The sequence below is a fragment of the Kribbella sp. NPDC049227 genome, from assembly GCF_043197265.1.
Taxonomy (GTDB): domain Bacteria; phylum Actinomycetota; class Actinomycetes; order Propionibacteriales; family Kribbellaceae; genus Kribbella.
The window spans coordinates 261,971-274,806 of record NZ_JBICST010000008.1; the positions used below are offsets into that span (position 1 = coordinate 261,971).

The window sequence follows — 12,836 nt, forward strand, 5'->3', positions numbered from 1 at the left end:
CGAACCACCACGCACCGCCCAGCCTAACTAGGTCCGGCTAACCAGCAGGCCACCCCGGCGCCGTGCCACCACTGCTCGGGCCGGTTCCACTGCGCGCGTGCTGATCCGGACGTGCAATCGAGCGCGGCGGGCAGCCCGTCGAGGGTCACTGGCTCGTGTTGGCCGCTTGGCGGAGTTGGTGGAGGACGACTGGGTCGAGGTTGCCGGGGACGAGTCGTTCTTCGTAGTTCTCCACGCTGGCCCAGGTCTCGAGGGCCTCGGCCAGGGCGTTGGTGTCGTAGCCGAGCTTTTGGAGGAGGGCGGCTACTTCGGTGGCCAGGGCGCCTTCGAGGGGCAGGAGGCTGGCTGGGTCGGGTTTGCCGAAGTACAGCTCGTGGAGGTCCAGGAGACGAGCCAGCTCGTCGACCGGGGTTGGGTGGTCGTCGACGCGGAGGTCGATGGCGATGTCGAGTGCACCGCCGTACGCCGCTCCCTCGCGCCACACACGCAGTGCTGCGCTTTGGCGGCCGCGGCGATCACCGCCGGCCTGGTCGCCGGCTGTCAGCGTGGCGAGCAACCGCCGCTCGAAGGGGTCTCCGGCGGTTCTCTGCCATGTCTCGGCCATGGCCGCCACCACCTGTGGACCCGCGAGGATGTTGCCCTGGACCGCGAAGCCGTCGCCGGCCGTGCCACCCGCCCAGTCCAGGCACGAGTCGCCGGTGAACGTCGCTCCCCGCCCCTGGCTGTCGACCACGCCGACCTGACGGTGTTCACGCTCGTCGTCACCACCGGTCAACCGCGCGATCACCTGCTCAGCAGTGTTGCCCTCGGCAAGGAGATCAAGCCCGTCCGGCCCGAACGAAAGCTCAGCCATCGCCTGCGTAGCGACCGCCCCGGCCCCAGCGCGCCCCCAAGGCACCACCGCCCCCACCGCCAGAAACTTCGACGCAACCGCAATCCCCCAAGACCCAGACCCCGATTCAAACCCCACAACCGAGAACGTCATCCCACTCCTCCACTCAGCCGCGGCTGATCGACAAGAACCGCCCGGTGCGGACATCCACCGTGTAGGTCTTGGGTCCCGGCAGATCACCAAACTGCTTCACAGCTGCATCGGACAGCCCTCCGGCCGACGCAATCGACAACACCTCACCAGTCTGCACGTCCATGACGACGGTGTGCCCCGGCCCATCCGGCAACCCCGGAACAGGCTGGATCGGCGTACCCGCCGCAGCCACGAGCTGCGTCGTCGCACACAACGCAGCTCCAAGACTCACCACGACGGTCAACCGCCTCATCAAGCTCACACGAATCACCCAATCCCCAGAAAGTCAGTGCAACCCTGGGCCTAACCTATGCGGTCGGTCAGGGGAGTTTGGCGGTGGTGTGGAGGGCGAGGCCGTCTTGGGGGGCGATGTCGGCTTTGAACCAGCCGGCTGAGTCGACTGTGTAGGTCGGTCCTGTGCACTGGCCCGCGGAATAGTCGCCGTGGAAGACGTCGCAGTACACGCCGGCCGGCAGACTGGTGTGGAAGCTGCGGCCGGCGAGCGCCGAGCCTTCATCGTTCAGGATCAGATAGCCCTTGTCGCCACGCCCGAACGCGATCGCGTCGTTGCCGTTGTCCCACCAATCGGTCACCGGCGTACCGCGAACGGTGTTGTGGAAGGCAATCATATCCGCGATCACCCGCCATTCGTGTTCGCATCGCCACCCGTTGCTGAAACACGTGGTGTCGGTCGTGCGCCCATCGCCGGCCGACGGCGGGCCCTGGTCGTTGGAGCTGTACTCGTAGCTCGACATCACCTTCGGCGTCCCGTACGTCCAGGCCAGCATGAACGCGTTCGCCATCGCGTAGCGCCCGTTGTCCCGGAACGTCAGGACTCCACCGCCGCGCTGCGTGTCGTGGTTGTCGGTGAACACCACCGCCTGATCCGACGGGAGCGGCGAGCCGAACGTCCGCAGGTACGCGAGCTTCTCGGTGTTGAAGATCTTCGCGAGATCCTTGCCGTAGCGGAACTCGAGCACGTCCCCGTTGCCGACGTACTCGTCCGGCGTGATCGGTTCACCAGCCCCGTAGATGACCTCTTGATACAGGTACGCCGATCGCGACAGCCGGGCCTTGATCGCGGCGATGTCACCGGCCGGCATGTGCTTGGAGGCATCCAGCCGGAAACCGTCGACGCCGATCGCGAGCAGATCGTTCAGATACGCCGCGATCCGCCCGCGCACGTAGTCGGTGTCGGTCGCCAGGTCGGCCAGGTCGACGAGCTCGCAGTTCTGCACCTCGTAGCGGTCACCGTAGTTGACGATGTCGTCGTTCCCGTTCCGCCCGCAATGATGGAAGTCCTGGGTCTGGTACGTGCCCGGGTAGTCGTAGTGGCTGTACGACGATCCCGCGCTGCCCACCCCACCTGACGAGCCGCCGGTCATATGGTTGATCACGGCATCGACGTACACCTTGACCCCGGCTGCGTGGCAACTGTTCACCATCGCGATGAACTCACTGCGTGTGCCCCGTCGCGTGTTGTCGAGCTTGTAGCTCACCGGTTGATAGTCCTGCCACCACGGATATCCGGCGCCGGGGAGTACGACGTGCTCCTGCGGCGGGGAGACCTGGACCGCGCCGTACCCCTTCGGGCCGAGCACTTGGCCGCACTCCTGTCCGACTGACTTCCAGTTCCACTCGAAGAGCTGCACGATGACGTCGCGCTGCCCGGGCGGGGCGCCCTCGGCCGTCTGCGCACCGAAGGGCAGCAGGCAGAGGCAGATGGCGAGGATCAGCGCTCTCCGGATCATCCCGAGTCCTTTCACCGGCTGAGGCCATCGAACCATCCCCTTCCGACAATGTCCGGACACGCAGCGTGTCGGACCGATCCACGACACGGTCCACCCCGAACACGTCGAGAGGCCTGGGGGACTGGACTGCGACGGCGGAGGGATCGGGATCATGCGAGTGCCCAAGCTCATCAAGGCACGCCAACGACGACGCCACGGACGGCATCGCCGCGGTCGGCCGGCGGCTCAGGGCCGCTGGCAGTTGGCGGGTGCGGGCGCTGCGGTGATCACTCTCGCTGCCTTGGCGGCGGCCTCGCTCCCGGACCGTCCCATGACCGATTGGTACGACGACACCGCCGCCGCCGGGCTTGTGGACTCGCCAGCGGACGATCCGTTCATCGAGGACGAGACGCTGGCCGAGTTCGTCGCTCCGGAGCAGTTGGCCGCGGTACCCGTAGGGCCCGGCCGGGTGGCGAAACCTGTGCAGATGGTGCTCTCGGGCGCACCGGTGATCAAGACGCTCGGCGAGAGCGGGATCCCCGAGGTCGCCGTACGGGCCTACAAGCAGGCGGAAGCGCGGTTGGCAGCCAGTGATCCGGGCTGCGGAGTGCCGTGGACGCTGCTCGCCGCGATCGGACGGGTGGAGTCCAACCACGGTCGGTTCGGCGGCGCCCAACTGCGCGACGACGGCTCGGCGACCCGGCGGATCCGCGGCATCCCGCTGGACGGCCGGCCCAACGTCGCGGTCATCCGCGACAGCGACAACGGTGCGCTCGACGGCGACACCGTGTACGACCGTGCGGTCGGGCCGATGCAGTTCATCCCGTCGACGTGGCGCTCGGTGAACGCGGACGGCAACGGCGACGGCGTCGGCGACCCGAACAACATGTTCGACGCCGCGCTGGGCGCTGCGCAGTACCTCTGCACAGGTACGTCGAACCTCCGCAGCCCGGCCGGGGCGGCGCAGGCCGTACGGCGCTACAACAACGCCGACTCGTATGTCCGCGTCGTGCTCGAGCTGGCCCGGATGTACCAGTCTGGCCGGGTGGTCGGGCTGCCGTCGACCGGCGAACTGCTCCCGAACGAGCCGGTCGACCCGCCGGCTCTGCGACCGTGGCCGGCGGGTCCGTCGCCAGTACTCCGGCCTTGGCCCGCTGGTCCGTCGCTGGACGTCACAGCGCCCGCTAAGCCGGCGCCACCACGGACGACTGCTCCACCACGGACGACGGCTCCGGCGCCGAAGCCGGCCTCGCCCGCGCCGGTGAAACCCGTCGTACCCGAGCCGCCCACCACCTCGGAGCCTCCCCTCGCGCAACCACCGCGACCGACAACCCGCCCGATCCCGGCCGACCCTCAGCCGACGCAGACTCGCCCGTCCGAGCCCAAGCCGTCAACCAGTCCGTCCTCGCCGGACACGACGCGACCGTCCGCACCGAAGCCGACCGCCCCCCGACCATCCGAGCCCAAGCCGACTCAGCCCTCCGAGCCCGGTCCCTCGGAACCGAAGCCATCCGCTCCGAAGCCATCCGCTCCGAAGCCATCCGAGCCGAAGCCGTCGGAGTCCGACTCGCCAACACCAGCACCATCCGCCGAACCCACTCCGACGCATGAGCCGACCACGGCCGCAGTCGGCTGGGCCCCGGCAATGCGCCAGGTAGTCGGCCGAGCCCTGACCCGACCCACCTGCGCCCAACCCGCGACACCCCAAACCCCACCGGCGCGGCCGTCCAAGACTTGCCCCGACGCCTCCGCGGCTCCTGACGACAAGAACCGTGACAAGAACAACCGCGACAACAACCGGAGCGACAAGACGCGAGGCGACAACGACCGGGACGACAAGAAGCGGGACCGGTGCAGATCGCAGAACGTGTGCAAGGCCCCGGGATCCCCACGCACGCCGGGCGGATCCGCCCGCTGACCGACCACGCTCCGGAGTGCACCGTCGTACAAGAGCAGTGCACGCTACGCCAAAGACTCGGCCGGGCCGGTTGACGAGACTGCTGAGATCAGTTTCGTCAACCGTCTCGGGAGAGTCATGAACACGGGAACCATCCGCCGGCTGGCCATCGGTGCCGCCGCGCTGCTCGCCGTATCGACGTTGCTCACGGCAACGGCTCCGGTGGCCTCGGCACACTACAACTACGCGTACCAGGGCAAGGACTTCATCTCCGTGAGCGAGACGCACACCAGTGGCAGCGTCTGCGATCGAGAGGTCGACGGCAACGCTGTCTACGCGATGTGGACGCAGGGTCCCAACCGCAAGCCCGTAGTCGAGTGGGACGGCGGCGACCGTGGGTGCGACACAGCGCAGTTCCCGGTCGGCGCCATCTACATGATGCTGTGCGAGAACACCAACCACGGCACCGGCCCAGACACCTGCACCGACTGGATCCGCGTCTGACACCTCGGGCGCCGCGGCCTGTGCCGAGCCGGGGGAGGGGGCTGTCGGATGGCCGGGGGCAGGCTGCCAGGTGGTCAGTGGCGCTTGCGACGGTCCGCCTTCGACTGCGCACGACGACGCTTACGCTCGCGTCGAGCCCGATCCTCTTCGGCATGACTGTGAGCGCTGTCCGTCGTTGTCGCCCCTGTGTCTCCACGAGCCTTGACGCGGGCGTTGCGGATCAGAACCACGACCACGCACAGAATCGCCAGCCCGGCGAACATGAATATGTACCACATGCTGATCCCTCCCGCTCCCAGCCGATTCTCGGCGGCCCGACCGGTCCGCGCCTCATCCCTCGCGGGTGACAGCCGGACCGGCATAGGGTCGCTCGACGCGGCATTCACGACGGAGGATCGGCGGCAGTACATGGACAACGGCACCCGGAGTGAGCTCCTCAGCCGCCTGGCCGAAGCGGTCGGATCCGTCGCTAACGCGGCGCACCCGACACGGGCCGCCGTCGACGGACCGCCGGCCGCAGGCAAGACCACACTGGCCGACGATCTGGCCGTCGTACTGCTCGATCCGCTGGGTCCGGGCGGAGATCGAAGGTTCCGGTAGGCGGTCTACGACAAGGTCACGGACACCCCGTTGTCCGAGCCGATCAGGACAGCACCCGCCGTCGCCGTACTCGTCTTCGACGGCGTCTTCCTCATGCGCCCGGAACTGATCGACCGGTGGGACCTGCGCATCTTCGTGTCCGTTCCGTTCGAGAACACGCTGCGCCGCGCCCGGACTCGAGACCAGACTCCGTCCAGATCCGCCACCGAGGTCGAGCGCCGCTATCGCAGCCGCTACATGCCGTCCCAGCAGTTCTACTTCGACACGGTCCGCCCGACCGACCACGCCGACATCGTCGTCCACAACGACGACCCCCACCACCCCGCATGGGAAGCGGGACGATGAAGGGTGCCTGCAGCAAAAGTGCGGCCAGGCTCCGGTAGAGCATCGGAGCCTGGCCGCGGGGGGATCTATCGACCGAGCGGAACGGCCAGGTCCACGACCTGGAAGTCACGCGGGAACGTCCCGAGTCGACTCGCCCGACCGGTGGTCAGCTCGATGTCGTACAGCCGCATCCGGTTGCCGGTGCTCAGTACTGCGAGCCCGCGGTTGCCGCCGTTCTGCGTGGAGATGTCGAACCCGGCCCACGGGCCGGCATCGACCGTGAGCTTGCCGGTCGGCGCGAGTAGTCCGGCGTTCGCGGGCGACTGGATCACGACCTGGTCCAGCATGGTGTCGATGTCGAACAGCGTCGTCGCGGTGTTCGGATCGAGGTCGTTGTTCGTGTACGCCGCGGCCGTCACCCCGGTAGCTGTGGTCGCCGGTGCAGGCGGCACACCCGGGTACGCCAGCGTGCCGTCGACGGCAGTCATGCCCGCCGCAGGAGCACCAGCGGGGTCGTCGATGTTGTGACGCAGATTCTGGCCGGTATCACTGATCACCCGCAGCCGATTCGCCGCCGGGTTGAAGTCGACCCCGAAGTTCTGCCCGTCCAACGCCACGGTGAGCTGCGAGACTTTCGTCGTCCGGCCGAAGGACGCCCCGGTGTTGATCGTGTAGATCCCACCGCGGTCCCCAACGCCGTACAACTTTCCGTCCTGAACCCGGAAGTCGATCCCCACCAGCCGCCGATCATCCCTCAGCCCCAGCACTCGCGCCGCATCGCGAATCCTGTCGGCCGAAGTACTGCGAAACTTCACCAGCCGCCCCTTGTCAGTCAGCCCGACCACATCGGAACTCTGGGAGGGACCCTTCGCTGCCGGACCCGCCACAGTCGTGGCCACCTTGTCGCCGGCCGTCGCCTGCGTCGCACCACTCAGGACCAGGGCCGTGGCAGGCAACGCAATCGCCGCCAGCGTCGCGGCGACGATACGAGCACGTCGTCGTGGTTGATACATGCCGATTCACCTCTCGGGGTAGCGGCGCCGTCCACCTCTCGCGTCCGGTCGCCAGCAACACCACCGGTCGGGCCCGACTCCCGCGGCATCGCACCCCCACTTCGGCACCACCACCCAACCGGATGTGCCCAACCACCACCAACCCGAGAGGAACACCTTCAGTGATCGTGGTTCGCCCAGCCACCGCCGACGACATCAGCTCGCTACTGACGCTGACGGAGGAAATGGATCGCTTCTACGGCACCACCGAGTTCGAGAACCTCGAGCTCCGCCGTCTGCAGCCGTGTCGAGTGGACGACTGATCGCGACAACTCCACAGCTCAGGCGTTCTACCAGACCTTTGGCGTGGAGCCGGAGGACAGCAAGGTGTTCTATCGGCTCGAGCCATAGAACTCCTGGAATGACGGGGGATCAGCGGTCTGGGAGGTTGAGGCGTTTCAGGCGTTCGTAGGCGCCGAGGATGTGTTTGTCGATTCCGTCCTGGGCGGCTTGCGGATCGCCCAGGGCCAAGGCGTCGCGTAGTTCCTTGTGCTCGCTGTAACCGACGTCGAGGAAGTCCGGGAAGCTCGCGTTGCGGGCGCGGAGGAAGACCGTCACCTGACCGCGGATGGACTCCCAGACGCGCTGCACCCGGGCGTGGTCGCAGTAGGCGTAGATGATGTCGTGGAACTGGAGATCCAGCCGTACGGCGTCCTCCGGGACGATCTTGGTGTCTACGCTCTTCATCTGCTCCAGGACCGCATCCATCTCGATGAATCCCTGACCCTGCATCCGCGTACACGCCCGGCTGACGGCCAGTCGCTCGATGGCGCCGCGGAGGGTGTGCACTTCCTCGACATCGGTCTTCGTCAGGGTGCTGACGAACGCCCCGCGGTGCCGCCGGAGCTCGACGTGGCCCTCCTCCTCGAGTCGGGCCAGCGCCTGCCGGATCGGCCCGCGGCTCACCTTCAGTGCCTCGGCCAGCTCGGTCTCCTTGAGATGCTGTCCCGGCTGGAACCTGGCGCCGGTGATCATCTCCCGCAGTACGTCGGTCACCAGATCACCAAGAGCGCGCTGCGAAGGCAGCGAGGGCACGACGTCGTCGGACATCACGCCGACCACCTCCTCGAAGCAGTTACCGCCAGTATCCGAAGTAGGACGACTCTAACCCCTGTCAGGTCTCTCTGTAGATTGTAAACAGTAAGTCATTGACAGTAAATCAATCGCAAGAGCAGACTCGGAACCTCCACTCAGGCAGAGGGCCGGCGCGAAGCCGGCCGACCGTGAGGCAGCCCGATCCCCCAGGGCAGAGAGGTCACGACGACGATGACCACCGACACAGCGGTTCACACCGGACGCAAGTCACTCGGCCCGTTTCCGCCGGCCGCTCCCAGCAATCCCGACGCGCCGCACGTCACGACGGCGACGATCGACGTCGACGCCGCGGAGATCGAGGGTCCGCTGACGCGGATCTGGGAGAGCTTCGGCTACGACGAGTTCAACTGGACGTACACGCCGACCGGCAAGCGGCTGCTGCAGACGTTCGCCGACTTCTCCGGCGGCGGCTACTTCGTCCGGCCGCACTACATGTACTGCTCCGGCAGCGGCTTCGGGATCCCGCACTGGAGCTCCGGCAACGTCTACCACGAAGACGCCGACGGCAATCCGTACTACGACTTCACGCTGCTGGACCAGGCGTACGACGCGATCGTCGGCGCCGGACATCACCTGCTGGTGGAACTCGGCTTCACCCCGCGGGATCTGCTGCCACCCGAGGCCGCTGAGCTGACCGTCGTACCGAGCCCCACGGCGTACACCAACTACGAGGCGGGAGCCTGGGGGTATCCGCCCAAGGACTACGGCAAGTGGGCGGGCCTGATCAGCGCCACGGTTCGGCACTGCATCGAGCGGTACGGCGAGGCGGAGGTGAAGACCTGGCTCTGGGAGCTGTGGAACGAGCCGGACATCAGCTACTGGCGCGGCACTCTCGATCAGTACAACGAGCTGTACACCGCAACGGTCGAGGCGATCCGGGCCGTGCTGCCCGAGGCCAAGGTCGGCGGACCGGCTGTCACCAGCGGCGGACTCGAGTTTCTGCGGGGCTTCCTGGACTACACGTCGAGCCGTGACGAGCCGCTGGACTTCATCGCCTATCACACCAAGGGCTGCCGCTTCCCGACCCGCGACTACCGGCCGTTCGCCGAACCGGCGGCCGAGCTGCTCAGCCCGTCGTCGACGAAGATGTTGTACGACCTGCGCGAGTTCAACCGGCTGATCGGTTCGTACGAGGCGTACGCCGACCTGCCGGTGATCGTCGACGAGTGCGACGCCGCGGTGCCGGCGCACTTCGGACGCTACGACAACCGCAACTACAGCTTCCAGAACACCGAGTACTACCCGGTCTTCCAGGCGAAGCTGATGAAGAAGATCCTCGACCTGAACGCCACCGAGCCGGCCAAGGTCGCCTACGCGACCTCCTGGAGCTTCTACTTCGAGGCCGAACGCTACTTCGAAGGCACCCGGTCCTTCCTCACCGCGGGTGGCGTCGAGAAACCCTTCCTCAATGCCTATCGGATGCTGTCACTGCTCGGTCCCGACCGGCTGCGGACGACCTCGGACGCGGCCTGGCAGGTCGGCGAGCTCGAGCACACCGATGGCAGCAGCATGCCCGAGGAGGTCGACGCCCTCGCCTCGCGTGCGGAGGACGGGAGCGTCGCCGTGCTGGTCTGGCGGCACATCGACGACCAGTACCAGACCAGCGAGGACCTGACGCCGGTGAGCGTGACCGTACGCAACCTGCCGGCCGGGTCGTACCGGTTGCGGCATCTGCGCATCGACGCCGACCACAGCAATTCCTTCACCGTCTGGCAGCAGCTCGGCTCACCTCAGGACCCGACCGCGGAACAGCTGGCCACGATCACCAGTCGGCAGGGTCTCGAGGAGTTCGAAGCCGAACGCCGGCTCACGGTGGATGGCGACGTGTCCCTGGAGGTCACTCTTCCGTTGCCGTCGGCATCGTTGCTGATCCTCGAGCCGAGCAGCTGACGGACGAGAGGGCAGACGATGGACCAGAACGTGATCACGCTGAACAACGGCGTACGGATTCCTCAGTGCGGCTTCGGCGTCTTCCAGGTCCCGCCGAACGACACTCAACCCGCGGTCGAGCAGGCGATCGAGATCGGCTACCGGCACATCGACACGGCGGCGGCGTACAACAACGAGGCTGGTGTAGGCGCAGCCGTGCGGGCGAGCGGGCTTCCCCGCGAGGAGCTGTTCGTCACCACGAAGCTCCGCAACGGCGAGCACGGCTACGAGTCGGCACTGACGGCGTACGACGAAACTCTGCAGCGCCTCGGACTGGACTACACCGACCTGTATCTCCTGCACTGGCCCAATCCGGCGGCCGATCTCTATGTCGACAGCTGGCGTGCGCTGGAGCGGATCCACACCGAGGGGCGGGTGCGGGCCATTGGTACGTCCAACTTCCTTACCGAGCACCTAGACCGGTTGGCCAAGGAGGGCGAGATCGTTCCGGCGGTCAATCAGATCGAGCTGCACCCCACGTATCAGCAGCGCGAACTGACCGAGCTGTGTCGCGAGCGGTCGATCGCGGTCGAGGCGTACTCTCCGCTCGGCCAGGGTGGCGACCTCGATGATCCGGTCCTGGTGTCGATCGCGAGCGATCACGCTGTGACCCCGGCCCAGGTCGTCCTGCGTTGGCATCTGCAGCTCGGGCACATCGTCATCCCGAAGTCCGTCAATCCCGAGCGGATCCGCGCCAACTTCGAGCTCGGCGGCTTCGCGCTGACCGACGCCGAGGTCGCGTCCGTCACCGCGCTGGAGAACGGCAACCGGCTCGGCAACGATCCGCGCACGTTCGCGATCAGCCAGATCAGGTAGCCCGACGATGACGAGCAGATCTGTGCAACTCAGCAGGCGGCAGGACCGCCGATCGAGGTCCGCCACGGCAGCCGTCGACCGGCCACGTCACGGCTGGCAGAAGACCACCTGGATCTGGGTCTTCCTGCTGCCGACCGTGGTTCTCTACGGCCTCTACACCATCTATCCGATCATCGCGAGCTACTGGTACTCGCTGGTCGAGTGGAACGGGTTCGACTCCGGCCAGAAGTTCGTCGGACTGAGCAACTACCGCGAGGTCTTCGCCGATCCGCTGTTCTGGAACTCGTTCAAGGTCACGCTGCTCTTCATGCTGCTGGTGGTGCCGGCGCGGGTCCTGCTCACGTTGCTGATGGCAATGATCCTCAACTCTCCGAAGCTGCCACTGATCGGCGTACTGCGATCGGCGTTCTTCATCCCGGTGGTCACCACGACGGCGATCATCGGCGTGGTGATGCGCTTCGTCCTGGACCCGGCCAGTGGTCCGGTCAGCTCCGTACTGGCCAAGCTCGGCTTCGGTGGCGTCGACTTCCTGGGGGACCAGCACCTGGCGCTGCCGGCCGCTGCCGTGTTGTACATCTGGAAGTTCTTCGGCGTGACGATGATCTACTGGCTCGCGGCGCTGCAGACCATCCCGTACGAGTTGTACGAGGCGGCCCGGATCGACGGCGCCGGCACCTGGCAGATCTTCCGGCACATCACACTGCCAATGCTCAAGCCGTTCCTGATCATCATCACCGTGCTGACGATCGAGGAGACCTTCCACAACTTCGACCTGATGTACACGCTGACCTCGGGTGGGCCGTACTTCCACACCGAGATCATCGAGATCTACATCTACCGGTGGGCGTTCGCCGCCCCGATCCCGCAACTGGGGCACGCGTCCGCGGCCGCCGTGGTCTTCGGGCTGCTGGTCGCGATCGTCGGCGCCCTCCAGCTGTGGGCCCTGTACACCGGCCGTCGGCTGAGAGGTGAACAGCGATGACCGCTGAACTGACCGTCCAACGCTCGGACCGGCAACGACGCATTCTGTACCGACTGCCCTGGTGGATCGCCGCGCTCGTCCTGGTCGGCATCGCCCTGGTCTGGATCTTCCCGTTCCTGTGGATGCTGTCGGCATCGCTGAAGGACAGCATGGAGATGTTCTCCGGCGGCCTGCGGCTGTGGCCGGACAAGTTCGTCTGGGACAACTACGCACGGGCCTGGAACGACGCACACTTCGGCCGGTACCTGATCAACACCGTCCTGGTCACCGTGATCACGGTCGTGATCGTCACCGTCCGGTGCGCGCTGGCCGGCTACGTCCTGGCCCGCTACCGGTTCCGCGGATCCAAGCTCTTCCTGGGGATCCTGGTCGCGACGCTCTTCGTCCCCACCGGCTACACGATCATCCCGGTGGTCAAGATCTCGATGCAGTTGCACCTGATCGACTCGCTGAGCGGAATGATCCTGGCGCTCAGCGGTGGGGCGTACGTGTCCGCGATCCTGCTGTACTACGGCTATTTCCGGCAGATCCCCCGGGAGCTGGAGGAGGCCGCGCTCGTCGACGGCGCCGGCTTCGTCCGTACGTTCTTCTCGGTGATGCTGCCGCTGGCGATGCCGGTCACGGCGACTGTCGCAGTACTCACCTTCATCGCCACCTGGAACGCCTTCTTCCTGCCCTTGGTGTTCACCTTCAGCCGGCCAGAGCTCCGCACGGTGAGCGTCGGCATGCAGGCGTTCGTCGGGGAAACCGCGACCGACTGGTCCGGTATGGCCGCGGCCGGCGTGATTTCGATCGTCCCGGTCGTGGTGCTCTTCATCTTCCTGCAGCGCTACTTCGTCGAGGGAATCTCCGGCGCAGTCAAGTCTTAGCAACACCCGAAGGA

14 protein-coding genes are annotated in these 12,836 nt (G+C 66.6%); 9 read left to right on the forward strand and 5 right to left on the reverse strand.

The window, feature by feature from the left end; all coding sequences use genetic code 11:
- Positions 1–145: 145 nt before the first annotated feature.
- From ACGFH6_RS34405 to ACGFH6_RS34415, 3 genes are all read right to left on the reverse strand, one after another.
- A complete protein-coding gene (locus ACGFH6_RS34405; protein WP_393392451.1) occupies positions 146–1,039 on the reverse strand; it encodes a DUF1028 domain-containing protein in 894 nt (297 codons plus the stop codon).
- Positions 999–1,268: a hypothetical protein gene (locus tag ACGFH6_RS34410; RefSeq protein ID WP_393392454.1), complete on the reverse strand. Its 270-nt coding sequence runs from the start codon at positions 1,266–1,268 to the stop codon at positions 999–1,001. The genes ACGFH6_RS34405 and ACGFH6_RS34410 overlap by 41 nt, the downstream gene beginning before the upstream one ends.
- A 76-nt stretch (positions 1,269–1,344) precedes the next feature.
- A complete protein-coding gene (locus ACGFH6_RS34415) occupies positions 1,345–2,775 on the reverse strand; it encodes an alpha-amylase family protein (protein ID WP_393392457.1) in 1,431 nt (476 codons plus the stop codon).
- Between the two features lie 151 nt (positions 2,776–2,926).
- Here ACGFH6_RS34415 and ACGFH6_RS34420 point away from each other — a divergent pair, with 151 nt between their 5' ends.
- From ACGFH6_RS34420 to ACGFH6_RS34435, 4 genes are all read left to right on the forward strand, one after another.
- Positions 2,927–4,672, forward strand: a complete 1,746-nt coding sequence (locus tag ACGFH6_RS34420) for a hypothetical protein (RefSeq protein ID WP_393392460.1) — start codon at positions 2,927–2,929, stop codon at positions 4,670–4,672.
- Between the two features lie 117 nt (positions 4,673–4,789).
- Entirely contained in the window at positions 4,790–5,155 is a 366-nt protein-coding gene (locus tag ACGFH6_RS34425) for a hypothetical protein (protein ID WP_393392463.1), read from the forward strand.
- Between the two features lie 276 nt (positions 5,156–5,431).
- On the forward strand, positions 5,432–5,755 hold the full coding sequence (locus ACGFH6_RS34430) for a hypothetical protein (RefSeq protein WP_393392466.1): 324 nt from the start codon (positions 5,432–5,434) through the stop codon (positions 5,753–5,755).
- A gap of 30 nt (positions 5,756–5,785) precedes the next feature.
- The gene (locus ACGFH6_RS34435) at positions 5,786–6,100 is read left to right on the forward strand and encodes a hypothetical protein (protein WP_393392469.1); all 315 of its coding nucleotides are present in this window, start codon (positions 5,786–5,788) and stop codon (positions 6,098–6,100) included.
- Positions 6,101–6,165: 65 nt separating this feature from the next.
- Here the strand turns inward: ACGFH6_RS34435 and ACGFH6_RS34440 are convergent, their stop codons facing one another.
- Positions 6,166–7,092: a DUF4394 domain-containing protein gene (locus tag ACGFH6_RS34440; RefSeq protein WP_393392472.1), complete on the reverse strand. Its 927-nt coding sequence runs from the start codon at positions 7,090–7,092 to the stop codon at positions 6,166–6,168.
- Positions 7,093–7,259: 167 nt separating this feature from the next.
- On the opposite strand from ACGFH6_RS34440, the gene ACGFH6_RS34445 reads away from it, so the two are divergent.
- A complete protein-coding gene (locus ACGFH6_RS34445) occupies positions 7,260–7,394 on the forward strand; it encodes a hypothetical protein (RefSeq protein WP_393392475.1) in 135 nt (44 codons plus the stop codon).
- A 109-nt stretch (positions 7,395–7,503) separates the two neighbouring features.
- Here the strand turns inward: ACGFH6_RS34445 and ACGFH6_RS34450 are convergent, their stop codons facing one another.
- Positions 7,504–8,181 (reverse strand): GntR family transcriptional regulator, encoded by a 678-nt coding sequence (locus ACGFH6_RS34450; RefSeq protein ID WP_393392477.1) that lies wholly within the window; start codon positions 8,179–8,181, stop codon positions 7,504–7,506.
- A 216-nt stretch (positions 8,182–8,397) separates the two neighbouring features.
- Here ACGFH6_RS34450 and ACGFH6_RS34455 point away from each other — a divergent pair, with 216 nt between their 5' ends.
- Genes ACGFH6_RS34455 through ACGFH6_RS34470 form a run of 4 tightly spaced genes read left to right on the forward strand, consistent with a single transcriptional unit; the run spans position 8,398 to position 12,822 of the window.
- Positions 8,398–10,116 (forward strand): glycoside hydrolase, encoded by a 1,719-nt coding sequence (locus ACGFH6_RS34455; protein WP_393392480.1) that lies wholly within the window; start codon positions 8,398–8,400, stop codon positions 10,114–10,116.
- Between the two features lie 18 nt (positions 10,117–10,134).
- On the forward strand, positions 10,135–10,971 hold the full coding sequence (locus ACGFH6_RS34460) for an aldo/keto reductase (RefSeq protein WP_393392483.1): 837 nt from the start codon (positions 10,135–10,137) through the stop codon (positions 10,969–10,971).
- A 22-nt stretch (positions 10,972–10,993) separates the two neighbouring features.
- Entirely contained in the window at positions 10,994–11,953 is a 960-nt protein-coding gene (locus ACGFH6_RS34465) for a carbohydrate ABC transporter permease (protein WP_393392486.1), read from the forward strand.
- Positions 11,950–12,822, forward strand: a complete 873-nt coding sequence (locus ACGFH6_RS34470) for a carbohydrate ABC transporter permease (protein ID WP_393392489.1) — start codon at positions 11,950–11,952, stop codon at positions 12,820–12,822. The genes ACGFH6_RS34465 and ACGFH6_RS34470 overlap by 4 nt, the downstream gene beginning before the upstream one ends.
- Positions 12,823–12,836 lie beyond the last annotated feature (14 nt).

Bases quoted from the DNA above. Each gene is read 5' to 3' on its own strand.
- ACGFH6_RS34405 (WP_393392451.1), bottom strand. From the start codon at position 1,039: ATGTCCGCACCGGGCGGTTCTTGTCGATCAGCCGCGGCTGAGTGGAGG.
- ACGFH6_RS34415 (WP_393392457.1), bottom strand. From the start codon at position 2,775: ATGATCCGGAGAGCGCTGATCCTCGCCATCTGCCTCTGCCTGCTGCCC.
- ACGFH6_RS34420 (WP_393392460.1), top strand. From the start codon at position 2,927: ATGCGAGTGCCCAAGCTCATCAAGGCACGCCAACGACGACGCCACGGA.
- ACGFH6_RS34425 (WP_393392463.1), top strand. From the start codon at position 4,790: ATGAACACGGGAACCATCCGCCGGCTGGCCATCGGTGCCGCCGCGCTG.
- ACGFH6_RS34430 (WP_393392466.1), top strand. From the start codon at position 5,432: ATGCTGATCCCTCCCGCTCCCAGCCGATTCTCGGCGGCCCGACCGGTC.
- ACGFH6_RS34440 (WP_393392472.1), bottom strand. From the start codon at position 7,092: ATGTATCAACCACGACGACGTGCTCGTATCGTCGCCGCGACGCTGGCG.
- ACGFH6_RS34450 (WP_393392477.1), bottom strand. From the start codon at position 8,181: ATGTCCGACGACGTCGTGCCCTCGCTGCCTTCGCAGCGCGCTCTTGGT.
- ACGFH6_RS34455 (WP_393392480.1), top strand. From the start codon at position 8,398: ATGACCACCGACACAGCGGTTCACACCGGACGCAAGTCACTCGGCCCG.
- ACGFH6_RS34460 (WP_393392483.1), top strand. From the start codon at position 10,135: ATGGACCAGAACGTGATCACGCTGAACAACGGCGTACGGATTCCTCAG.
- ACGFH6_RS34470 (WP_393392489.1), top strand. From the start codon at position 11,950: ATGACCGCTGAACTGACCGTCCAACGCTCGGACCGGCAACGACGCATT.